Genomic DNA, 22,012 nt, shown 5'->3' on the forward strand with positions numbered 1-22,012 from the left:
GGGCGGTTCGGGCGGCTTGGGCTCGAACGTCTGGTTCACCCAGAACAGCGCCACGAACGCCGCGATGAGCACGACCGTCGACACCCGCATCCGGCCGAAACGGGCGCTCAGCCAGTTCCTCACTTCTTCTGCTCCGCGGAGCCCTGCGTCTCATTGCCGGCGCCGCCGTCTGTCGCCGGGTGGACGATGGCGCCCACCGTCGGTGTCACACTGTCGGTCGGCGACACGATCCCGGCGCGGCGTAGCTCGGCGACCACCAACACGCGAATACGCCTGCCGACTTCGAACTGCTTACCGGGAAGTGTGCGCGCGACCATCCGCAGGTTCACCGTCTCGAGCCCGATGCTCTCGACACCCATCAGCTGGGGCGCGTCGAGCATGAGTGCGCTGAGTTGCGGATCGTCTGTTGCTTTGCGCGCGACAGTGTGCAGGAGCTCGTTGACCTCGTTGAGGTCGGATCCCGTCGGCACCGGAATGTCGATGACCGCGCGCGCCCAGTCCTTCGACAGGTTGAGCGATCGAACGATGTTGCCGTTGGGGATGGTGTACATCTCACCTTCGGCGGTGCGCAGTTTGGTGACCCGCAACGTCACCTCTTCGACCGTTCCGAGCGACTCCTCGGGTGCACCGACCATGCTGAGCTGCACCAGATCGCCGAAGCCGTACTGCTTTTCGGTGATGATGAAGAAACCGGCCAGCAGGTCCTGGACCACTTTCTGCGCACCGAAGCCCAGCGCGGCGCCCAGCACCGCGGCGGGCGCGACCAGCGACCCGATCGGGATCGCGAGCGTGTCGGTGATCTGCACTGCCACGATGATGAACAACAAGGCGACCGTGACCCACGAGATCACCGAAGCGACGGCCTGCCGGTGCTTGGCGCTCTCCGAACGCACCAGCTGATCGCTTTCCAGGTATTCGGCGTCGATGCGGCTCACGATCCGCTGTGCCGCCCAGTTGATGAACCGCGCTGCGAGCAGTCCGCCGATCAACAGCAGTGCGATCGTCACACCGCGGTCGAGAATCCAGTTGCCGATGTTGCCCTTCCAGAAGCCTTCCCAGCGCTCCCCCAGGGACAGTGCGATCAGACTGTTATCCATCGTCTTGACTCTTGCGCCAACGAATGCCCGCCTCGAGGAACCCGTCGAGGTCGCCGTCGAGCACCGCGGCGGGGTTGCCGACCTCGTACTCGGTGCGCAGATCCTTGACCATCTGGTAGGGGTGCAGCACGTAGGACCGCATCTGGTTGCCCCACGAGCTGCCACCGTCGCCCTTGAGGGCATCCATCTCGGCGCGCTCTTCTAAGCGCTTGCGTTCCAACAACTTTGCCTGCAAGACCCGCATCGCCGAAACCTTGTTCTGCAACTGCGACTTCTCGTTTTGACAGGTCACCACGATGCCTGTCGGGATGTGGGTCAGCCGGACCGCCGAGTCGGTGGTGTTGACCGACTGGCCACCGGGGCCGCTGGAGCGGTAGACATCAACGCGCACATCGCTTTCCGGGATGTCGATGTGGTCGGTCGTCTCCACCACCGGCAGCACTTCGACGTCGGCGAACGACGTCTGCCTGCGGCTCTGGTTGTCGAACGGGCTGATGCGCACGAGGCGATGGGTGCCCTGCTCGACCGACAGGGTGCCGTAGGCGAACGGTGCGTGCACCGCGAACGTCGCGCTCTTGATGCCCGCCTCTTCGGCGTAGGAGATGTCAAAGACTTCCACGGGATAGTCGTGCTGTTCGGCCCAGCGGATGTACATGCGCATCAGCATCTCGGCCCAGTCTGCGGCGTCCACCCCGCCGGCGCCCGAGCGGATCGTGACGACGGCCTCGCGCTCGTCGTACTCGCCGGACAGCAGGGTGCGCACCTCCATCGCCTCGATGTCCTCGCGCAGCTTGGCCCGCTCGGCGTCGGCCTCTGCGAGTTCCTCCTCGCTGCCGTCTTCGGCGGCCAGCTCGTACATCACCGGCAGGTCGTCGAGGCGCTGCCGGAGTTCCTCGACGCGCCGCAGCTCCCCCTGGGTGTGCGACAGCTCACTGGTGACCTTCTGAGCGCGCGTCTGGTCGTCCCACAGGTTCGGGTCGGAGGCCTCGTGCTCGAGCTTCTCGATGCGACCGCGGAGGCCTTCGACGTCGAGCACCCGCTCCACCGTGGTCAGGGTGGAGTCGAGGGCAGCGAGGTCGGCTTGACGGTCAGGATCCACGGGAGTTCAGGTTACCTGTGAGCCGACACGCGCCGGTTCTCGCGACTGGCGGCAACGAGGCCCGTCCGCGTTCTAGCATCGGATGCGTAACCAGCCGGCCCCGACGCGACAGCCCCTTGCAGCGAGGCCGGGCAGCGAGAAGGAAGCTTCGACAAAAGGTGTCCATGCGCCCCTACCACGTGGCGATCGTCGGCTCAGGGCCTTCGGGTTACTTTGCCGCGGCGTCGTTACTCAAGTTCGCCGATTCCCAGGACGACGCCGACGTGCGCGTCGACATGCTCGAGATGTTGCCGACCCCGTGGGGGCTGGTGCGCTCGGGTGTGGCACCCGACCATCCGAAGATCAAGTCGATCAGCGCCCAGTTCGAAAAGACTGCGTTGGATCCGCGATTCCGCTTCTTCGGCAACGTCGCGGTCGGCGAGCACGTGCACCCCGCCGAGTTGGCCGAACAGTACGACGCGGTGATCTACGCCGTCGGCGCCCAATCCGACCGGGCGCTGGGGATTCCCGGTGAGGACCTGCCCGGCAGCGTCGCCGCCGTCGATTTCGTCGGCTGGTACAACGCCCACCCGCATTTCGAGGAGATCGCACCCGACATCTCCAGCGGTCGCGCCGTGGTGATCGGCAACGGCAACGTCGCCTTGGACGTGGCGCGGATTCTCGTCACCGATCCCGACGTGCTGGCCGCGACGGACATCGCCGACCACGCGTTGAAGTCACTGCACGACCGCGGGGTGGAGGAGGTCCTCGTCATCGGGAGACGGGGGCCGTTGCAGGCGCCGTTCACCACGTTGGAGCTGCGCGAACTCGGGCACCTCGAGGGGCTCGGCGACGTCGACGTCATCATCGATCCCGCCGACTTCGCCGACATCACCGACGACGACCTCGAAGCGGCGGGTAAGACCGTACGCAACAACATCAAGGTGCTGCGCGGCTATGGGGAACAGACACCGAAGAACGCCAAGCGGCGCATCGTTTTCCGTTTCCGCACCTCCCCAATCGAGATCAAGGGAGACGGTCGCGTCGAATCGATCGTGCTCGGCCGCAACGAGCTGGTCGAGGAGAACGGCCGCATCGTGGCCAAGGACACCGGTGAACGCGAGGAGGTGCCGGCCCAGCTCGTGGTGCGCGCGGTCGGCTATCGCGGGGTTCCGACGCCCGGCCTGCCGTTCGACGAGCGCAGCGGCACGATCCCGCACACCCACGGGCGCGTCGAAGGCAGCCGCAACGAGTACGTGGTCGGCTGGATCAAGCGCGGGCCGACGGGTGTCATCGGCAGCAACAAGAGCGATTCGCAGGAGACCGTCGACACGCTGATCACCGACCTGTCGGCCGCACAACTCGCCGACTTCGCCGAGGACCATTCGCGGCGGCTGGCCGAATGGTTGGTCGAACGGCAGCCGAAGGTGATCACCGATGACCACTGGCGGCTGATCGACGAGTACGAGCGGTCAGCAGGCGAACCGCACGGGCGTCCGCGCGTAAAGCTGACAACCGTGGCCGCGATGTTGAGGATCGGGCACGGCTGAGCATCGGCTCGTCGTGCACCACGCTTGAAGCCTCAGGAATAGGGCGGTGGCGGCGCCTCGGGTGGCGGGGCTTGCGGCGCGAATCGCCAGTTGTCCGGGTTCTTCGGCGAGTAGACGACGGGAAACAGTTGGCCCATCGTCGGCCAGTCGTCGACGTCGACCTCGAGCCGTTGGTAGACGACATGCTCGTTGACCGTGGGCCCGTTGATGACGCCGGTGATCGTGACGTACTGCGGCCCAGTGACCTCGGCTGGTCGCGGGCTGACGCCGGTGACCAGCAGTTGACCCGAGGGCCAGTCAGTCGGTGTGCCGCGACGGCGCATCAGCATCGGTCGGGCCAGCAGCACCAGCGCACCGACGATCAGCAGTATCACCGCGAATTCCCACATCCCGACATGGTAGGACGACAGGCATGGATCCCGACGCGGACGATCTGGCATTGGCGCTCGCTCTGGCCGATGAAGCCGATGCTCGGACCACGGCCCGCTTCGGCGCGGTCGACCTCGTCGTCGAGACCAAACCCGACCTGACGCCGGCCACCGATGCCGACCTCGAAGTCGAATCGATGATCCGGGAGCGACTCGGCGAGCAGCGCCCGGCCGATTCGGTGTTCGGCGAGGAGTTCGGCGGCACGAAGGAGTTCGTGGGCAGGCAGTGGGTCGTCGACCCGATCGACGGCACCAAGAACTTTGTCCGCGGGGTACCGGTGTGGGCGACGCTGATCGCGTTGCTTCGCGACGGCGTACCCGTGCTCGGCGTGGTGAGTGCACCCGCGCTGCACCGACGGTGGTGGGCGGTGTCCGGGCGGGGTGCGTACGCGCAGGTGTCCGGGCAGCCGCAGCGACGGCTGAGCGTCTCGAAGGTTCAGGACCTCGGCTCGGCGAGTTTGGCGTTCTCCAGCCTCTCCGGGTGGGCCGACCGCGGCATCCGCGACCGGTTCGTCGCGCTGACCGACGCGGTGTGGCGAGTGCGCGGCTACGGCGACTTCTACAACTACTGCCTGGTCGCCGAGGGCGCCGTCGACATCGCGATGGAGCCCGAAGTCTCGACGTGGGACCTGGCGCCGCTCGACGTCCTGGTGCGCGAGGCCGGCGGCCGCTTCACCAATCTCACAGGTGAGTCCGGTCCGCACGGCGGCAGCGCGGTCGCGACCAACGGGCTGCTGCACGACGCCGTGCTGCGCAGCTTGTCGGCACCTGAGCTGTGAGTTCGACAACAACTTACCGATGAGTCAGTTCCGATACCTTACTCTGGAGTCAGTTCGACGAGTTCGGACGTCACAAATCGAAGCGAGGCAGTCGAAATGAGTAAAGCCCTGCCGTCGAAAAACGGATCCAAGTCGAAGCGAAGCGACAAAGAAAGCGCAGTCGGCCTGAAGAAGCACAAGCGGTCGGCGACCGATCTCGGTCTGGCGCTGGTCACTCCCCTGGTCGGCCAGGAGTTCCTGGACCGCCACAACCTGCGCGATCCGCTCAACCGTGGATTGAAGTACGGCGTCAAGCAGGTGTTCTCGTTCGCGGGCGCGGCCAGCAGGCAGTTCAAGCGAGTGTCGGGTAACCAGAGCGGACCGACGCGGCTGAAGAAGAGCGGTTCGGATTACTTCGACCTCACCCCCGACGACGAACAGCAGATGATCGTCGAGACGGTCAGCGAGTTCGCCGAGGAGGTCATCCGTCCCGCGGCGCGCGAGGCCGACGAGTCAGCCGACTACCCCGTCGACCTCGTGGCGAAGGCATCCGAACTCGGCATCACCGCGATCAACGTGCCCGAGGACTTCGAGGGCATCGCCGCGCACCGCGCAGCCGTCACCAACGTGTTGGTCGCCGAGGCACTGGCATACGGCGACATGGGCCTCGCGTTGCCCATCCTGGCCCCCGCGGGTGTCGCGTCGGCGCTCACGCACTGGGGCAGCGCCGATCAGCAGGCCACCTATCTGAAAGAGTTTGCGGGCGAGAACGTTCCGCAGTCCTGCGTGGCGATCGCCGAACCGCGAGCGCTGTTCGATCCCACCGCGTTGAAGACTACCGCGGTCCGCACCCCGAGCGGGTACCGCCTCGACGGGGTCAAGTCGCTTGTGCCGGCCGCCGCCAATGCCGAACTGTTCATCGTCGGAGCGCAACTCAACGGCAAGCCCGCGCTATTCATCGTCGAGTCGTCGTCGAAGGGTCTGAGCATCACGCCCGACCCGGGTATGGGTATCCGCGGAGCGGCGACCGGCCAGGTCGCGCTCGACGGGGTCACGGTGCCGCTGTCGGCCCGCCTCGGCGAGGACGGCGCAACGGATGAGGACTACTCGGAGGCGCTCGCGCTGTCGCGGCTCGGCTGGGCGGCACTCGCCGTAGGCACCGCTCACGCGGTGCTCGACTACGTCGTCCCATATGTCAAGGAACGGAAGGCCTTCGGTGAACCGATCGCGCACCGTCAGGCGGTCGCGTTCATGTGCGCCAACATGGCGATCGAGTTCGACGGTCTGCGCTTGATCACGTGGCGCGGCGCGTCGCGAGCCGATCAGGGTCTGCCGTTCGCCCGCGAGGCCGCGCTGGCCAAACGGCTGGGCACCGACAAGGGCATGCAGATCGGCCTGGACGGTGTGCAGCTGCTCGGCGGCCACGGCTACACCAAGGAACATCCCGTCGAGCGGTGGTATCGCGATCTGCGCGCTATCGGCGTCGCCGAGGGTGTCGTAGTTATCTAGTCTCACGAGCGGAAGTCGAATCATGGCAATCAACTTGGAGCTGCCGCGCAAGCTCGAGGCGGTCATCGAGAAGGCCCATCAGGGGGCCGCGGAGATGCTGCGCCCGATCTCTCGCAAGTGGGATCTGCGCGAGCACGAGTATCCGGTGGAGCTGGACACCCTGGCCACCCTGTTCGAGGGCATCCAGGACGCCAAGGCGTTCGCGTTCGCAGGCGCCGAGGCGTTCGCGGGCGGTGACGAGCCCAGGGACGCCAACCACAACGGCGCGAACATGTCGGCCGTACTCAACGTGATGGAGATCAGTTGGGGCGACGTGGCTTTGATGCTGTCGGTGCCGCGCCAGGGGCTCGGTAACGCGGCGATCTCCAGCGTGGCCACGCCCGAACAGCTCGAGCGGCTGGGCAAGGACGTGTGGGCCGCGATGGCGATCACCGAACCGGACTTCGGCTCCGATTCAGCGGCGGTGTCGACGACGGCGAGGCTGGACGGCGACGAGTACGTGATCAACGGCGAGAAGATCTTTGTCACGGCCGGGTCCCGCGCCACCCACATCGTGGTGTGGGCGACGCTGGACAAGTCGCTGGGCCGTGCGGCGATCAAGTCGTTCATCGTTCCGCGAGAACATCCCGGGGTGACGGTCGAACGACTCGAGGACAAGCTCGGCATCAAGGCCTCCGACACCGCGGTGATCCGATTCGACAATGCCCGGATCCCCAAGGACAACCTGTTGGGTAGCCCGGAGATCCACGTGGAGAAGGGTTTTGCCGGGGTCATGGAGACCTTCGACAACACTCGGCCCGTGGTCGCCGCGATGGCCGTCGGCATTGCCCGCGCCGCCCTCGAGGAGCTGCGCAAGATCCTCACCGAGGCCGGCATCGAGATCTCCTACGACAAGCCGTCGCACGCACAGAGCGCACCCGCCGCGGAGTTCCTGCGCATGGAATCCGATTGGGAGGCCGCGTATCTGCTGATGGTGCGCTCGGCGTGGCAGGCCGACAACGACATTCCGAACTCGAAGGAAGCGTCGATGGGCAAGGCGAAGGCCGGCCGGGTGGCCAGCGACGTCACGCTGAAGGCGGTCGAACTGGCCGGCACGGTCGGGTACTCGGAGGTCACCCTGCTGGAGAAGTGGGCCCGCGACAGCAAGATCCTCGACATCTTCGAGGGCACCCAGCAGATTCAGCTGTTGGTGGTGGCGCGCCGACTGCTCGGCTTGTCGTCGGCCGAGCTCAAGTAGGCGGCTGGCCCACCGTTTGTGAATCTGGCGACGGAAATCCCGAAAAAGCGTGGCTGATTTCATAATTGGCGCATGACCGGCCTAGAACTCTCTAGAACCCGTCGTGCACGACCACACGGGTGCGGCCGGTGACGCCGCCGATGATCGTGCGCAAGGTGTGCGGCGCCTCGAACACCGGGACGTCCCTGGTGATGTCGGTGAGATGCTTCGGCTTGAGCTCGCCCTCGATCTGCTTCCAGATCTCACGACGCGGCCCGATCGCGAGCTGTACGGAGTCGATGCCCGCCAAGGTGACGCCGCGCAGGATGAACGGCATCACGGTTGTGGGAAGGTCGGCCGACCTAGCCAACCCCGAGATCGCCGCGACACCCGCGTAATTGAGGGTGCTCAGCGCGTATGCGAGGGTGTCGCCCCCGACGCTGTCGACGACGCCGGTCCATTTCGACTTACCCAGCGGGCGGACCTTCTCCCCTTCCTCGGGTAGGCGTCCGATCACCTGGTAGGCGCCCAGGCCCATGAGATAGTCGTGCGCCTCGGCCTTCCCGGTGGATGCGATCACTTCGTAGCCCAGACCGGCCAGCAGGTCGACACTGATGCTGCCGACGCCTCCGGTCGCACCGGTGACCAGTACGGGCCCGTCCTGCGGTCGCACGCCATGGTCGCGAATTGCGTTGACGCTCATGGCCGCGGTGAAGCCGGCTGTGCCGATCGCGGCGGCCTCCGCCGTCGTCAACGCGCAAGCCGGGGAACGCAAGAGTCCCCGGACGCGTGCCGCGTCCGGGGACTCCTGACGTGTCTTACGAACCGAGATGCGAGATCAGGTCAGGCTTCATCTCCTGCAACTGAGCACCCCAGTACTCCCAGCTGTGCGTGCCGTAGGGCGGGAAGTTGAACACACCGTTGTTGCCGCCCGCGGCGATGTAGTTGTCACGGAACGTGATGTTCGTGCGGATGGTCAGGCCCTCGAGGAACTCGGCGGGCAGGTTCGCGCCACCGAGCTCGTTGGGCGTGCCGTTACCGCAGTAGACCCAGAGTCTGGTGCCATTGGCCACCAGTGCCGGGATCTGAACCATCGGGTCGTTGCGCTTCCACGCGCTGTTCGGGTCCTCGGTGCGGCCCCACATGTCGTTGGCGTCGAAACCGCCCGCGTCGCCCATGGCCATGTTGATCAGGAACGGCCACTGGCCCTCGGACGGGTTGAGGAACGCCGACAGTGCCCCGGCATAAACGAACTGGTCGGGGTGATAGACCGAGAGGATCATCGCGGAGTTGCCGGACATCGACAGGCCGACGGCGGCGTTGCCCGTCGTCGACACGCCCCTGTTGGCGGACAGCCACTGCGGCAGCTCGCTGGTCAGGAACGTCTCCCATTTGTAGGTCTGGCAGCCGGCCTTACCGCACGCCGGCGCATACCAGTCGGAGTAGAAGCTCGACTGGCCGCCGACCGGCAGGACCAGCGACAGCGGCGTCTCGTAGAACCACTCGAACGCCTGGGTCTCCAGGTCCCAGCCGTTGTAGTCGTCGCGAGCACGCAGTCCGTCGAGAAGGTACACCGCCTTGGAGCCGGTGCCCTTCTGGAACTGCACCTTGATGTCGCGTCCCATCGACGGGGACGGCACCATCAGGTACTCGACCGGCAGGCCGGGCCGGGAGAACGCCCCAGCGGTGGCTGACTGGCCGGCCAGGCTCACGAATCCCGGTAGCAGGGCCGCCGCGATGGCCGCCACCGCGAAGCGACGCGCCCATGGGCCGCGAATCTTGTCAATCAAGCTCATACTGCAAGTCCATCCATCTTCCGGTTTGCCACTTTGGAGGCCGTTCCGTCTGCGATCGAGCGATCGCCATCGACACCGCAGCAATGTGTGCACTGCGTTGTCATGCCCGCTCGACTGAGCCCGGGGCCGTCGAGCGGACCGAGAAAATTTCAGTTGTCGCGTGTGCAGTAAAACATGATGATCAGCGCAGGAGAAACCCAGGGCCGTGTGGCGCGCCGGATTTTGCGAGCAAATTACCACTGATACGACGGTCGGAAATGGCTACGACCGGGCATCGATGGGCCGATCGCGGCACCCGTAGGCTGCGGTCATGGCACCGGCCCGCACGCCGCGACTGTCGGTCGACGACTGGATTCAGGCCGGATACGAGATTCTCGCCGAGCAGGGCATCAAGGCGCTCAAGCTGGATGCGCTGTGCGAGCGTGTCGGCGCCACCAAGGGCAGCTTTTACTGGCACTTCCCCGATATGGCCGGCTATCGATCCACGCTGGTTCGGGCGTGGGGCGAGGTGCGCGACGACGACCGGCGCCATTTCGCGGCGCTGAGCGACCTGCCGCCGCGCGAGCGGCTCTCGCAAATGATGAGTGCGCTGGTGGATGCCCGGCATCGGACGCTGGAACGGGCGATGCGGGAGTGGGCGCGAACCGACGAAGAGGTCGCCGCGGGGGTGCGGGCGTCGGATCGGCGGATCCTCGAGGCGGTGCGCGAGGCGTTCGTCGACGACGGCTTCGACCCCGATGAGGCCGATCTGCGCGCGAACGCCACCTTCGCGGCGGGGATCGGTTTCTTGCATCTGTCCGGCGCGAGAGCCAGCAGCAAGGCTGCGGCGCGGCGGGAACGGTTCCTCGACATCATGCTCACGCGGTAGTTCGCGCACGCTCAGTGCGCGACGAGCGTGCGCATGACGTCGGTATTCGGCGGCGTGTCGGGTGCAGACATGCCCGCTCGGCCGGTCGAGGGCGGGGCCTGCGCTCCATACAAAAAAGTATGGTAGCGTTCGACCATGACGGCCGCTCCGGCTCTCCCCCTTGTCGACGCCGGGTTCGTCGGTCGGCTCGCCGAGCGGGCACCGGAGGCCGAGCGGCTGCGCCAGTTGCCGGTCGCGACGGTCGATGAACTGACCGCATCGGGGCTCACCGACCTGCTGGTGCCCGCGCGATACGGGGGCATGCAGGCGCCGCTGCCGGCGATCCTCGATCCGGTCCGACGAATGGCACACGGCTGCGCGTCGAGCGCGTGGACCATCGGCTTCTATGTCCTGCACAACTGGATTTTGGCGTTGTTCGACGAGCGGGCCCAGGAAGAGGCCTTCGCGGACCGACCGTTTCTCGCCCCAGCTCCCCTGGCGCCGACCGGTCGAGGGCTGCCCACCGACGGCGGGATCCGACTGAGCGGCCGCTGGTCGTGGGCCACTGGCGTGATGCACGGCAACTGGATCATGGTCGGTGCGCTGTGTGGCCCCGACGACGCGATCTTCCCGGCGCTCGCGCTGCTGCCCATCGAAGACGTCGCGATCGAGGACGTGTGGCACACCGACGGCATGCGCGCCACCGGCTCCAACGACGTCGTGATCAGCGACGCGTTCGTCCCGGAACACCGATTGGTCCGCGTCGTCGACATCTACACCGGTACCGCGCCCGGCGCGGCGCTGCACGATGCCGACACCTACCGCTGGCCGATGGTGCCCGCCTTGGCGCTGTTGGCGGCGATGCCGGCGCTGGGCGGCGCCGAACGTGTCGCCGACATCTACGCCGAGCGGTTGTCGGAACGGGCGCTCGCGTATGAGGGCGTCATGCAGAAGGACAAGCCGATCGCGCAGGCCCGCCTCGGAGAGGCCGAGGTGCGTCTGCGGGCGCTGCGCGGCCTTCTGGCCGACACCATCGCAGAGATCGAGGCCATCGTCGCGACCGGCGATCCGGTACCGAGACCGGTGCGCGGGGCGGCCCGGATGGCCGCGGCGCACATCGTCCACGAGTCGCGACACGTGATCGGGCTGTTGCTCGAGGCGTCGGGTGCCAGCGCGCATTTCGTCGACAACCCGCTGCAACGGATCAAGCGCGACGTCGACGTGGTGGCCGGGCACGTGGTCTTCGACTACGACACGAGCCGAGAGCTCGCAGGAGCCCTGAGATTGGGAATGAAAGTGTCACGAACCGCGATGGTGTGATCGGAGGGGAACCCATGGCCGAGGACTTGCGCGACCAAGTCACCAAGATGTTCCAGAAGAACGTCATGAACCCGATGATGCGGCTCCTGCCGTTCCAGACGTTGCTGGAGACGACGGGTCGCAAGAGCGGCCAACCTCGTCGCACTCCGCTGGGTGGGCGGCGGGTGGGCAATGAGTTCTGGTTCGTCTCCGAGTTTGGCGAGAAGTCGCAATACGTCAAGAACATTCAGGCCGATCCCGCCGTGCGGGTTCGCTTGAACGGCAAGTGGCACAAGGGAACCGCACACATCGTGGCCGACGATGACGCGCGTGAGCGGTTGCGCTCGCTGCCGCAGTTCAACAGCTTCGGCGTGCGGACCTTCGGCACCAACCTGCTCACCATCCGCGTCGATCTCGAGGATTGACTGGCGGCGTAAGTAAAACTAAAGTCAGTTTTAGTTCTTGGTCGCGGGTGTCCCCCGCGCCCCGCCGTCATCGTCGATGGAGCCAATCATGGAATCGTTTGTCCACCTGCGCAAAGGCCGCACTCCCAAGCGCTTGCACGCCGACCTCGACGGCCTCAAGGACGACGAACTCGGCCGTGGCGGATTCGTCGGCCGCACCGCCAACATCTACCGCCGCCACGACCCCACCGCATACCGGGCGTCGGGACCGCTGCGTCCGGTCGATGTGATGACCAGCGAGCTCAAGCCCAGCGACGCCACCGACGCCGCGGGCACGCCGCTGCTGTTGTTCAGCAACCCCGACTGCCGCATCTCGTTGAGCCGGCGCAGCGAGGAGATGCCGTTCTACGTGCGGCACGTCGACGGGGACCTGTTGTCGTTCGTGCACCGGGGTTCTGGTCGGCTCGAGACGGAGTTCGGACCGCTGCGCTACCGAGAGGGCGACTGGGTCTACGTGCCGAAGGCGACGACGTGGCGCCAGGTTCCCGACGAGGAAACGACGTTGCTGATGATCGAGGCCACCGCCGAGTTCCGCGTCCCACCGCCCGGGCCGCTCGGCAGGCACTTCCCGTTCGACCCGTCACAGACGACGGTGCCCGAACCCCAGCCGCTCGACGACGGCCACGGCCCACAGGTCGACGGAGAATACGAAGTCCGCCTCGTCCACGAGGGTGGGCCGACATCGCTGTTCTACCAACACAATCCGATCGACGTCGAAGGATGGCGCGGCGACAACTTCCCGTTCACCTTCAACATCGCCGATTACAACGTGATCGCCAGCGAGAGCGTGCACCTGCCGCCGACCGTGCATTTGTTCATGGAGGCGACGGGTGTGGCGGTGATGAACTTCCTGCCCCGGCCCGCCGAGAGCGTTCCCGGCACCGAGCGTCCGCCGTGGTACCACCGCAACGTCGACTTCGACGAGGTCTCCTTCTTCCACGGCGGCGACCTGTTCGGTATCCCGATGCCGCCCGGGTTGGTCAGCCACGCCCCGCAGGGTGTGCACCACGGCGCACCGGAGAAGGCCCGCGAGCGTGCGCGACGCAAGTTCGACGAACAGGACCGCGTCGGTTGGTACGTCATCTCCGTCGACACGACCCGGCGGCTGACACCCTCGGCAGAGGTGCTCGCCAATGATCTGGGCCAGCACGCATGACCCGGACGACCGAAGCGCCGGTGCGCTACGAATACGACCGCATCCCCTATCTCGTTGCCTACCAGAACACTTCGGGTGTGCGCGACGTGTACGGCGGGGTGGCCGAATTGGTGGTGCTCGAAAGCCACCTGCTGCGACCAAAGGACAAACCCTCCGATACCGTGCTGGTGTTCATGCATCCGATCGGCGGCGGCGCGTACCTGCCGATGATGAACGGGCTCGCACGGGCGGGACACCATGTCATCTACTGCAACAGTCGATTTCGCGGCACCGACTCCGCGCTGCTGATGGAGAAGGTCGTCGAGGACCTCGGCGAATGCATCAAGGACGCCAAGAACCGCTTGGGCTATTCGAAGGTGGTGCTGGCCGGATGGAGCGGCGGTGGCTCACTGTCGGCGTTCTACCAGCAGCAGGCCCAGCACCCCACGATCACCGCCAGCCCGTCGGGTGACGGGCCGGATCTGACCAAGCTCGACCTCATACCCGCCGACGGGTTGATGCTGCTGGCCGCCCACATCAGCCGCCACGGCACCCTGACCGAGTGGCTCGACGCGTCGATCCTCGACGAGTCCGATCCCACCAAGCGCGATCCAGAACTGGATCTGTACAACCCGGACAATCCGAACCAGCCGCCCTACTCGCAGGAGTTCCTCGACCGCTACCGCAAGGCGCAGATCGACCGCAACCGACGAATCACCAAGTGGGTCAAGGGAAAACTGGACGCGCTGAAGGCCGCGGGGCGGCCCGAGGACGAGTTCGCGTTCGTCGTGCACGGCACGATGGCCGACCCCCGCTGGCTCGACCCCGCCGTCGACCCGAACGAACGCACCCCCGGGACCTGCTACCTGGGTGACCCTCAGGTGGTGAACAACAGCCCGGTCGGGCTGGCCCGGTTCTGCACACTGCGCAGCTGGCTGTCGCAGTGGAGCTACGACGACGCCAACGGCGACGCCGTGGCGTGCGGCCCGGACATCGCGGTGCCGACCCTGGTTATCGGCAACCTCGCCGACGACGCGTGCACACCGAGCCACACGCGCAGGCTGTACGAGGCGATCGGGCATCATGACAAGGAGATGCACGAGATTCCGGGCGCGAACCACTATTACGCCGGCGCCGACCAGCGCGACAAGCTGCGCGAAGCCGTCGGCGTCGTCACCGACTGGCTGCACAGGCACGGCTTCTCATCGGCGGGCTGGAGCGAAGCGACCCGGGGTTCAACACAGTGAGCGTGACGGGTCCGCTGGACGGCATCCGCGTCATCGAGGTCGGCACGCTGATCTCGGGGCCGTTCGCAGGACGCCTGCTCGGCGACATGGGCGCCGAAGTGATCAAGATCGAGCCGCCGGGCGCGCCGGATCCGCTGCGCACATGGGGCCAGGCCGAGCTCGACGGGCATCACTTCTTCTGGACCGTGCACGCGCGCAACAAGAAAGCCGTCACGCTGAACCTGCGGACCGAAGCTGGCCGCGCCCTGTTCCTCGACCTCGTCGAGCACTCCGACATCATCGTCGAGAACTTCCGGCCGGGCACGTTGGAGAAGTGGAACCTGGGCTACGACGTGCTGCGCGAACGCAATCGGGGCATCATCCTGGTCCGCGTGTCCGGTTACGGGCAGACCGGACCCGAGGCGCACAAGGCCGGATATGCCTCGGTCGCCGAGGCGGCCAGCGGCCTGCGGCACATGAACGGTTTTCCCGGCGGCCCGCCGCCTCGGCTGGCGCTGTCGCTGGGCGACAGCCTCGCGGGCATGTTCGCCGCGCAGGGCGCGTTGGCGGCGCTGTACCGCCGCTCGGTGACCGGCGACGGCCAGGTCGTCGACGCGGCGCTCACCGAGGCGTGCCTGGCGGTCCAGGAATCCACCATCCCCGACTACGACGTCGGTGGTGTGGTGCGCGGCCCGTCGGGGACGCGACTGGAGGGCATCGCCCCGTCGAACATCTACCGCAGCGCCGACGGCGGCTGGGTGGTGATCGCGGCCAACCAGGACACCGTCTTTCGCCGGCTGTGTGAGGCGATGGGTCGTCCCGAACTTGCCACCGACGACCGGTTCGAAAATCACGTTGCGCGCGGCCGTAACCAGGACGAACTGGACAAGATCATCGGTGGCTGGGCCGCCGAACGCCAACCCGATGAGATCATCGAAACCCTCAGTGCCGCAGGCGTGATCGCCGGGCCGATCAACACCGTCGCCGAAGTCGTCGAAGATCCGCAGCTTCGGGCCCGGGACATGTTGGTCGAGCACTGGGACGAGCGGGTCGGACGGTCCGTCCTGGGTCCCGGCGTCGTGCCGGTGCTCTCGGAGACGCCCGGGACCGTGCGCTACGCCGGGCCCGCCGCACCCGGTCAACACAACGACGAGGTCTACTGCGGCCTGCTCGGCAGGAGCTCCGCCGAACTCGACGCGCTGAGGGCGGAAGGAGTGCTGTGAACCAGGAACACGTGCAGATACGGGATGTTTCGCTGCGTGACGGACTGCAGATCGAGGACCCGATTCCGTTGTCGGCCAAGCTCGAACTGTTGGCCGCCGTTGCCGCCACCGGGGTCCGCGAGATGGAGGCGACGGCGTTCGTCTCGCCGTCGAAGGTGCCCGCCCTGGCCGACGCCGCCGACCTCGCCACGCATCTGCAGGAGTACCGCGACTCACACGGCATCGAGTTCTCCGCGCTGGTGGCCAGCCCGAACGGGGCCAAACGCGCGATCGCGGCGGGGTTGTCGTCGATCGAGTACGTGGTCTCGGCCGCCGACGGTCACAGCCAGGCCAATGTGGGCCGCACCTCCGCAGAGGCGACGGCGTTGATTCCGGAGATCATCTCGATCGCGCACGACAGCGGGGCCAGCGTGGAGGTCATCGTCGCCACCACGTGGGACTGCCCGTTCGACGGCCCGACGCCCCATCAGCGCGTCGTCGATGTGATGACGACCGCGTTGTCGAGCGAGGTCGACCGGTTGGCGATCGCCGACACCATCGGCACCGCCACCCCCCGGCGGGTGACCGAGACGATCGAGGCGTTGCGTCCGCTGGTCGGTGAGATCCCGCTGGGCGCCCACTTCCACAACACCCGCGGCGCCGGGTTGGCCAGTGCTTATGCGGCGGTCACGGCGGGCATCACCCGGCTGGACGCGTCGGTGGGCGGGCTGGGCGGCTGCCCGTTCGCGCCCGGTGCGAGCGGCAACATCGCCACCGAGGACCTGGTATACCTGTTGCGCGACAGCGGGATCGGGGTCGACGTGGACCTGGACACCGCGATCGAGGCGGCCGGCGTGGCGCAGCGCCTGGTCGGACACGATCTTCCGAGCGCGCTGCTACGCGCCGGCGACCGAATCCTGAACTGAGCAGACGTGCCCACCGGACCGTCGCCGACACTGAGCGCCAAGGGCCGCCAGACCCGCGAGGCCATCGAGAAGGCCGCGCGGAAACTGTTCGCAGAACGCGGTTTCCACGGTACGACGCTCGGCGACATCACCTCGGCGGCCGGTAAGTCACCCGCATCGTTCTACCGCTACTTCGCGGACAAGGAAGACCTGTTGGCGGTGCTCGCACAGTCGTTTCTGCGCGAGGTGGTGGCACCATCCGGCGGAGCGCTCGACCTACCCGAATCGCCGGATGACGACGCGTTCTTCCGCACCGTGGTCACCGGCTACTGGAACATGTTCAAACAGAACATCGGGATCATGATCGCGGTCGCACAACTGGCTACGACCCAACCGCGATTCGCCGCCGTGCAGAATGAGTTTCGCCGGTTGGGGATGGATGTGGTGGCCACGTCGGTGCGGCGCGCACAGGAGCAGGGCTACGGTGCCGAGCTCAACCCCGAGCACACCGCGGCGGCCATCGCGCTGCTGTTCGAGAACTTCACCACCGTCTTCGTCGGAACGTCGGGCCTCGGCATCGAGCTGACCGACGAGGATGCGATCGCGACGCTGTCGAGGATCTGGAAGAAGACGCTGTACGGTTTCTGAACCCCGGAAAGGAAATCACCGTGGATTTCGCCCTGCCCGACCATCTGCCCGCACTCCTTGCCGAGATGGACGCCTTCATCGAGGCGGAGATCAAACCGCTGGAACGCGAGAACATCCAGTACTTCGACAAGCGTCGCGAACATGCCCGTACGGATTGGGACAACGACGGGATCCCCCGGCGGGAATGGGAGGACCTGCTCGACGAGATGCGCAGGCGCGCGGACGCGGCGGGCTGGCTGCGCTACGGGCTGCCGTCCCGGTTCGGTGGCCGCGACGGCAGCAACATCGACATGGCCGTCATCCGCGAACATCTGGCGCACAAGGGTCTCGGGCTGCACAACGACCTGCAGAACGAGTCGTCGATCGTCGGTAACTTCCCGCAGGTCATCATGATGGACCGGTTCGGCACCGACGCGCAGAAGGCCGAGTGGACCGAGGCGTTGATCACCGGAAAACGGTCGATGGCTTTCGGCCTCACCGAACCCGCACACGGTTCGGACGCCACCTGGATGGAGACCACCGCGGTGCGCGACGGTGAGGAGTGGGTCATCAACGGCGCCAAACGATTCAACACCGGTGTGCACCGCGCCACCCACGATCTGGTGTTCGCCCGCACCTCCGGCGAAGCCGGACAGGCCCGCGGCATCACCGCATTCCTGGTGCCCACCGACGCCCCCGGATTCACGGTGCCGTACTACTGGTGGTCGTTCAACATGCCGACCGACCACGGCGAGGTCGAGCTTAAGGACGTCCGGGTGCCCGCCGACGCGGTGCTCGGTGAGATCGACCGAGGCCTGGAGGTGGGCCAGACATTCCTGCACGAGAACAGGATTCGCCAGGCCGCCAGCAGCCTCGGCGCCGCGCAGTTCTGCATCGACCGCGCCGTGCAATACGCGAACGACCGCAAGGTCTTTGGCAAACCGCTGGCGGTGAACCAGGCCGTGCAGTGGCCGCTGGTGGAGTTGCAGACCGAGGCCCAGATGGTGCGTTTGCTGGTGTATTACGCGGCAACGGAGTTGGACCGCAACCACCACATGGAGGTTTCGGACAAGGTGTCGATGGCCAACTACCGCGCCAACCGGCTGGTCTGCGAAGCGGCCGACCGCGCGATGCAGGTGTTCGGCGGCGTCGGCTACAGCAGACACGAACCGTTCGAACACATCTACCGGCATCACCGGCGCTACCGGATCACCGAGGGAGCCGAGGAGATTCAGATCCGGCGGGTGGCACAGCGGCTGTTCGGGTTCGGCAAGCGTTGAACCGCTTACTCGCCGAAGGCCTCACTGGCGTCCTCGGGCCGGTGCTCGGCGAGGCCGTGACCGTCGAGAATCTGCACGCGCTGACCGGCGGCGCGAGCCGCACGACGTGGGCGTTCGATGCGGTCACCGATACGCGTCGCGCCCTGATCCTGCGTACGGGCCCGCCCGACGACATCCACGCGAGCATGGAATTGGAAGCCGCCGTTCAGCAGCGGGCGGCCGCCGCGGGGGCACCGGTGCCCCACATTCTCGCCGCCGACAACTCCCCTGCCGCACTGGGCAATCCGTACCTGATCTGCGACGCCATCGGTGGCGAGACGATCGTGCGCAGGATCTATCGCTCGTTGGACGACTCCGGTCGTGAACGGTTGCTGCACCAGTGCGCCGAGGCGCTGGCCGCCGTTCACCGTGCAGACCGTCAGAGCATCGACGTGCCACCGTCGGACCAGCTGTCGGAGTGGCGCGTCCGGCTCGACGAAATGGGCGACACCACAGCGACGTTCGAGTGGGCCTTCCGCTGGCTTGAGGCCAACCGGCCGGCTCCGTCCCCGCACGTGCTGGTGCACGGTGACTTCCGGATGGGCAACCTGATCGTCGACGACAACGGGCTGGCCGCGGTGCTGGACTGGGAGCTCGTGCACGTCGGTGAGGTCTATGAAGATCTGGCCTGGTTCTGTATCCGGGCATGGCGTTTCGGCGCGCCGGAGCATCACGGTGCCGGCGGGTTGGGCAGCGTCGAGGACTTCCTGGCCGCCTACGAATCCGCCGCGAACACGACCCTCGATCGGGAGGCGTTCCGGTGGTGGTTGACCGTTGCCACGCTGCGGTGGGGCGTCATCTGCAGGTACCAGGCCGAACGTCATCTGTCGGGGCAGGCCGAGTCGGTCGAGCTGGCCGCGATCGGACGGCGCGTCAGCGAAACCGAATGGGACGTTTTGGATCTGCTCGAAGGAGGAGGACCGCGATGACCTGGCTGTACGGCCGCCCGACGGCGGCTGAACTCATCGCCGCCGTCGCCGGCTTCCTCGAGAACGACGTCCGCAACATCACCGGCCCCGACAGCGGGGTGGCCGATGCCGGCCAGGTCAACTTCCACGCCCGCGTCGCGGCCAATGTGTTGCGCATCGTCGAACGCGAACTACTCGACACGTCGTCCGGGGAGGTCACCGACGCTCTGCGCGAGATCGGTTACCACGACGAACCCGAACTGGCCGCGGCGATCCGCTCGGGTGAGCTCGACAGCCGCGCCGCAGAGCTGTTGCCGGTGCTGCGGACGATCGTCCGGCACCGCCTGGACGTCAACCACCCCGGCTACTGACGCGATTTGTGCACATCGAGGAGCGGTGAGCGCTCCCGATCGTGCACAAATCGCGTCAGGGGCGGCGGATTCGGGCCAGCCACGCCGGTTCGTCGACGAGAGTTCCGGGCGCCGATCCGATCGCGTCGGCCTGAGCCGGCTGAACGATGCCGCGGTAGGTGGTCTCCCCCAGCGACTCGAAAACCCACCCGTCTCCGAACGCGCCGCGGATGTCGGATTCGCTGACCTGCGGGCCGAACCCGCGGCCGCGGTCGGAGAGCGCGAGCACGTGGACCAGCCCGCCCGGCCGGCACGCCGCGTGCAGACTGCGCACGTACCTGGCGCGATCGGTGTCGTCGAAGATGTGGAACAGCGCGCTGTCGACGATGGTGTCGTAGGCGGCCTCCCCGAGATCCATCGCGTCGGCGACCTCGAACCGCGCGTCGACGCCCTTGGCCTCGGCGTTTCTGCGGGCATGCTCGACCGCCGAGGGTGCGTAGTCGACGCCGAGCACGTCGTAGCCGAGGCCGGCGAGCAGGATCGTGTGCTCACCGGCGCCACAGCCGACGTCGAGCACCGCGCCCCTGATCAGGCCCGCGCGTTCCAGGCCGACGATCGCCGGCTGCGGCTCGCCGATCACCCACGGTGCGGTTCCGCTCTTGTAGGCGTCGTCGAATAGCGAGAGAGTAGGTGTCACATCCATGCCCGCCAGTGTTCAAGCTCAATCGGTGTTGAGGTCAAGGAGGATCACGTGACCGTTGCCCACGACGTTGTCACCGACGTGGCGGATCGCTTGTTCGCGGCGATCGAGACCGGCGACCGCGACGCCATTTCGCGGCTGTGGCACGACGACGTCGTGGTCTGGAAGGTCGCCGACCGCGACCGTGACAAGGACCGGGCGCTTCGAGTCCTGCACTGGTTCATCGACACCACCTCACAACGCCGATACGAGGTCATCGATCGTCAGCTGTTCGACGGAGGGCTGGTCCAGCAGCACATCCTACACGCGACAGGACACAACGGCGGCGTCATCGCGATGCGCGTGGGCATCATCATCAAGCTGGGCGCCGACGGGCTGATCAGCCGGATCGACGAGTACTTCGACCCAACGGAGATCGCTCCGTTGCTCGAGCCCACCACGTGACCCGGCCGGCCACACCGGCCACAAGCCGATCCGACAAACCGAGCTAGGAGACGACATGGTAAGCCTGAGCGAACTTTTCAGCGATCCCGCCTCGACAGGAACGTGGAAGCTGGACCCGGCTCAGTCCACGATCGCGGTGCGCAGCAAGTCGATGTGGGGCCTGGTACCCGTCAAGGGCCGGTTCACCGAGTTCAGCGGTGACGGCCAATTATCGGCTCCGCAAACGGTTTCCGGACACATCGAGATTAACGCCGCGTCGCTGCGCACCGGTATCCGCAAGCGCGACGAACATCTGCACTCCGCCGATTTCTTTGGCGCAGAAACCCATCCGGAAATCAGCGTGCTCATCACCGGGGCCGACGCGATCGACGGCGACACCATCGACCTGCGCGCCGAACTGACCATCAAGGGCACGACCAAACCCCTGACGCTGCGAACCAAGGTCACACCGGTCGGCGACGGCGGGATGCGGCTGGTCACCGAGGCCACCGTCAACCGGCGAGACTTCGGCGTCGACGGCAACCTGGTGGGCATGATCGGTGACAAGTCGACGATCTCCGGCGACTTGGTGTTCCGGCACACCCGCTAGCCGTACGATCACGACATGGCCGAGTCATCGCGTCCGCTGCGGGTCCTCGTCTACAGCGATAACCCCAGGACCCGAGAAGAGGTACAACTCGCGCTCGGTAAGCGGGTGCATCCGGAGTTGCCAGAGCTGACCTACGTCGAGGTGGCGACGGGCCCCATGGTCATCCGCCAGATGGATGAAGGCGGGTTCGATCTGGTGATCCTCGACGGCGAGGCCACCCCCGTCGGCGGGATGGGAATCGCCAAGCAGCTCAAGGACGAGATCGAGGATTGCCCGCCGATCCTGGTGCTCACCGGCCGTCCCGATGACGCGTGGCTGGCCCGCTGGTCGCGCGCGGAAGCCGCGGTTCCCCACCCGATCGATCCGATCCGACTCGGCGACGCCGTGGCCTCGCTGCTGCGCACCCTGGTGCAATAGCCAGAAAACACGTAAACCCCTGTCGCACTTGCCTATTCGAGGCATGACGACATAGCCACGCGTTGCCAATAGCGATACTAACCAAAAGGTGTGGCGCGCATCCCAAAGGGCGCTAGGGTGTGGGTAAGCTCACATCGAACAGCCCACG

The 22,012-nt window shown here is 66.6% G+C and carries 23 protein-coding genes and 2 pseudogenes; 19 read left to right on the forward strand and 6 right to left on the reverse strand.

The genetic code is table 11. The annotated features are described in order from the left end of the window. Positions 1 to 119: 119 nt before the first annotated feature. Positions 120 to 1,070, reverse strand: a complete 951-nt coding sequence (locus A5790_RS23345) for a mechanosensitive ion channel family protein (protein WP_369829815.1) — start codon at positions 1,068 to 1,070, stop codon at positions 120 to 122. On the opposite strand from A5790_RS23345, the pseudogene A5790_RS26555 reads away from it, so the two are divergent. Then, positions 1,033 to 1,110: pseudogene (locus A5790_RS26555) on the forward strand (hypothetical protein); the annotation flags it as partial. The gene A5790_RS23345 and the pseudogene A5790_RS26555 overlap by 38 nt on opposite strands. On the opposite strand, the gene prfB reads toward A5790_RS26555, so the two are convergent. Continuing rightward, complete coding sequence (prfB, locus tag A5790_RS23350; protein WP_066849904.1) at positions 1,090 to 2,196, reverse strand: peptide chain release factor 2; 1,107 nt, start codon at positions 2,194 to 2,196, stop codon at positions 1,090 to 1,092. The pseudogene A5790_RS26555 and the gene prfB overlap by 21 nt on opposite strands. Positions 2,197 to 2,360: 164 nt before the next feature. Here prfB and A5790_RS23355 point away from each other — a divergent pair, with 164 nt between their 5' ends. Further along, complete coding sequence (locus A5790_RS23355) at positions 2,361 to 3,725, forward strand: FAD-dependent oxidoreductase (protein WP_066849906.1); 1,365 nt, start codon at positions 2,361 to 2,363, stop codon at positions 3,723 to 3,725. Positions 3,726 to 3,757: 32 nt separating this feature from the next. Here A5790_RS23355 and A5790_RS23360 read toward each other — a convergent pair whose 3' ends face one another. Then, positions 3,758 to 4,114 carry a hypothetical protein gene (locus A5790_RS23360; RefSeq protein ID WP_066849909.1) on the reverse strand — a complete coding sequence of 119 codons (357 nt, stop codon included), beginning with the start codon at positions 4,112 to 4,114 and terminating at the stop codon, positions 3,758 to 3,760. Positions 4,115 to 4,137: 23 nt separating this feature from the next. Between A5790_RS23360 and hisN the strand changes: the two genes are divergently transcribed. From hisN to A5790_RS23375, 3 genes are all read left to right on the forward strand, one after another. Further along, positions 4,138 to 4,932, forward strand: coding sequence for a histidinol-phosphatase (hisN, locus tag A5790_RS23365; RefSeq protein WP_066849912.1), 795 nt, complete (start codon positions 4,138 to 4,140; stop codon positions 4,930 to 4,932). Between the two features lie 96 nt (positions 4,933 to 5,028). After that, positions 5,029 to 6,420: an acyl-CoA dehydrogenase family protein gene (locus A5790_RS23370; protein ID WP_066849915.1), complete on the forward strand. Its 1,392-nt coding sequence runs from the start codon at positions 5,029 to 5,031 to the stop codon at positions 6,418 to 6,420. 22 nt (positions 6,421 to 6,442) lie between these two features. Further along, positions 6,443 to 7,657 (forward strand): acyl-CoA dehydrogenase family protein, encoded by a 1,215-nt coding sequence (locus tag A5790_RS23375; RefSeq protein ID WP_066849918.1) that lies wholly within the window; start codon positions 6,443 to 6,445, stop codon positions 7,655 to 7,657. 91 nt (positions 7,658 to 7,748) lie between these two features. Here A5790_RS23375 and A5790_RS23380 read toward each other — a convergent pair. Together A5790_RS23380 and A5790_RS23385 are read right to left on the reverse strand one after the other, a co-directional pair. Beyond that, positions 7,749 to 8,390, reverse strand: a pseudogene (locus A5790_RS23380) (zinc-binding dehydrogenase); the annotation flags it as partial. Positions 8,391 to 8,454: 64 nt separating this feature from the next. After that, positions 8,455 to 9,432: an esterase family protein gene (locus A5790_RS23385; RefSeq protein ID WP_066849921.1), complete on the reverse strand. Its 978-nt coding sequence runs from the start codon at positions 9,430 to 9,432 to the stop codon at positions 8,455 to 8,457. 310 nt (positions 9,433 to 9,742) lie between these two features. Between A5790_RS23385 and A5790_RS23390 the strand changes: the two genes are divergently transcribed. From A5790_RS23390 to A5790_RS23440, 11 genes are all read left to right on the forward strand, one after another. Continuing rightward, positions 9,743 to 10,300 carry a TetR/AcrR family transcriptional regulator gene (locus A5790_RS23390; RefSeq protein WP_066849926.1) on the forward strand — a complete coding sequence of 186 codons (558 nt, stop codon included), beginning with the start codon at positions 9,743 to 9,745 and terminating at the stop codon, positions 10,298 to 10,300. Between the two features lie 135 nt (positions 10,301 to 10,435). Next, complete coding sequence (locus A5790_RS23395; protein WP_066849929.1) at positions 10,436 to 11,599, forward strand: acyl-CoA dehydrogenase; 1,164 nt, start codon at positions 10,436 to 10,438, stop codon at positions 11,597 to 11,599. 14 nt (positions 11,600 to 11,613) lie between these two features. After that, positions 11,614 to 12,003: a nitroreductase/quinone reductase family protein gene (locus A5790_RS23400; protein ID WP_064394389.1), complete on the forward strand. Its 390-nt coding sequence runs from the start codon at positions 11,614 to 11,616 to the stop codon at positions 12,001 to 12,003. Between the two features lie 88 nt (positions 12,004 to 12,091). Next, positions 12,092 to 13,198: a homogentisate 1,2-dioxygenase gene (locus A5790_RS23405; protein WP_066849931.1), complete on the forward strand. Its 1,107-nt coding sequence runs from the start codon at positions 12,092 to 12,094 to the stop codon at positions 13,196 to 13,198. Further along, complete coding sequence (locus A5790_RS23410) at positions 13,195 to 14,424, forward strand: S9 family peptidase (protein ID WP_066849935.1); 1,230 nt, start codon at positions 13,195 to 13,197, stop codon at positions 14,422 to 14,424. Before A5790_RS23405 ends, A5790_RS23410 begins: the two co-directional genes overlap by 4 nt. Then, positions 14,421 to 15,626: a CaiB/BaiF CoA-transferase family protein gene (locus A5790_RS23415; RefSeq protein WP_066849937.1), complete on the forward strand. Its 1,206-nt coding sequence runs from the start codon at positions 14,421 to 14,423 to the stop codon at positions 15,624 to 15,626. Before A5790_RS23410 ends, A5790_RS23415 begins: the two co-directional genes overlap by 4 nt. Beyond that, positions 15,623 to 16,531, forward strand: a complete 909-nt coding sequence (locus tag A5790_RS23420; RefSeq protein ID WP_066849940.1) for a hydroxymethylglutaryl-CoA lyase — start codon at positions 15,623 to 15,625, stop codon at positions 16,529 to 16,531. Before A5790_RS23415 ends, A5790_RS23420 begins: the two co-directional genes overlap by 4 nt. A 6-nt stretch (positions 16,532 to 16,537) precedes the next feature. Beyond that, positions 16,538 to 17,158 (forward strand): TetR/AcrR family transcriptional regulator, encoded by a 621-nt coding sequence (locus tag A5790_RS23425; protein ID WP_066849943.1) that lies wholly within the window; start codon positions 16,538 to 16,540, stop codon positions 17,156 to 17,158. A 20-nt stretch (positions 17,159 to 17,178) separates the two neighbouring features. Continuing rightward, positions 17,179 to 18,417 carry an acyl-CoA dehydrogenase family protein gene (locus A5790_RS23430; RefSeq protein ID WP_066849946.1) on the forward strand — a complete coding sequence of 413 codons (1,239 nt, stop codon included), beginning with the start codon at positions 17,179 to 17,181 and terminating at the stop codon, positions 18,415 to 18,417. Next, positions 18,414 to 19,385, forward strand: a complete 972-nt coding sequence (locus A5790_RS23435; RefSeq protein ID WP_066849949.1) for a phosphotransferase family protein — start codon at positions 18,414 to 18,416, stop codon at positions 19,383 to 19,385. The genes A5790_RS23430 and A5790_RS23435 overlap by 4 nt, the downstream gene beginning before the upstream one ends. Beyond that, positions 19,382 to 19,735 carry a DUF6285 domain-containing protein gene (locus tag A5790_RS23440; protein WP_066849952.1) on the forward strand — a complete coding sequence of 118 codons (354 nt, stop codon included), beginning with the start codon at positions 19,382 to 19,384 and terminating at the stop codon, positions 19,733 to 19,735. Before A5790_RS23435 ends, A5790_RS23440 begins: the two co-directional genes overlap by 4 nt. A gap of 55 nt (positions 19,736 to 19,790) precedes the next feature. Here the strand turns inward: A5790_RS23440 and A5790_RS23445 are convergent, their stop codons facing one another. Next, a complete protein-coding gene (locus tag A5790_RS23445; protein WP_066849954.1) occupies positions 19,791 to 20,417 on the reverse strand; it encodes a class I SAM-dependent methyltransferase in 627 nt (208 codons plus the stop codon). A 48-nt stretch (positions 20,418 to 20,465) separates the two neighbouring features. On the opposite strand from A5790_RS23445, the gene A5790_RS23450 reads away from it, so the two are divergent. Genes A5790_RS23450 through A5790_RS23460 form a run of 3 tightly spaced genes read left to right on the forward strand, consistent with a single transcriptional unit; the run spans position 20,466 to position 21,864 of the window. Then, complete coding sequence (locus tag A5790_RS23450) at positions 20,466 to 20,858, forward strand: nuclear transport factor 2 family protein (RefSeq protein ID WP_066849958.1); 393 nt, start codon at positions 20,466 to 20,468, stop codon at positions 20,856 to 20,858. Between the two features lie 55 nt (positions 20,859 to 20,913). Further along, entirely contained in the window at positions 20,914 to 21,447 is a 534-nt protein-coding gene (locus A5790_RS23455; protein ID WP_066849966.1) for a YceI family protein, read from the forward strand. Positions 21,448 to 21,462: 15 nt separating this feature from the next. After that, positions 21,463 to 21,864, forward strand: coding sequence for a response regulator transcription factor (locus tag A5790_RS23460; RefSeq protein WP_064394377.1), 402 nt, complete (start codon positions 21,463 to 21,465; stop codon positions 21,862 to 21,864). Positions 21,865 to 22,012: the final 148 nt, after the last annotated feature.

The organism is Mycobacterium sp. 852002-51152_SCH6134967, from assembly GCF_001667105.1.
Classification (GTDB): Bacteria; Actinomycetota; Actinomycetes; order Mycobacteriales; family Mycobacteriaceae; genus Mycobacterium; species Mycobacterium neumannii_A.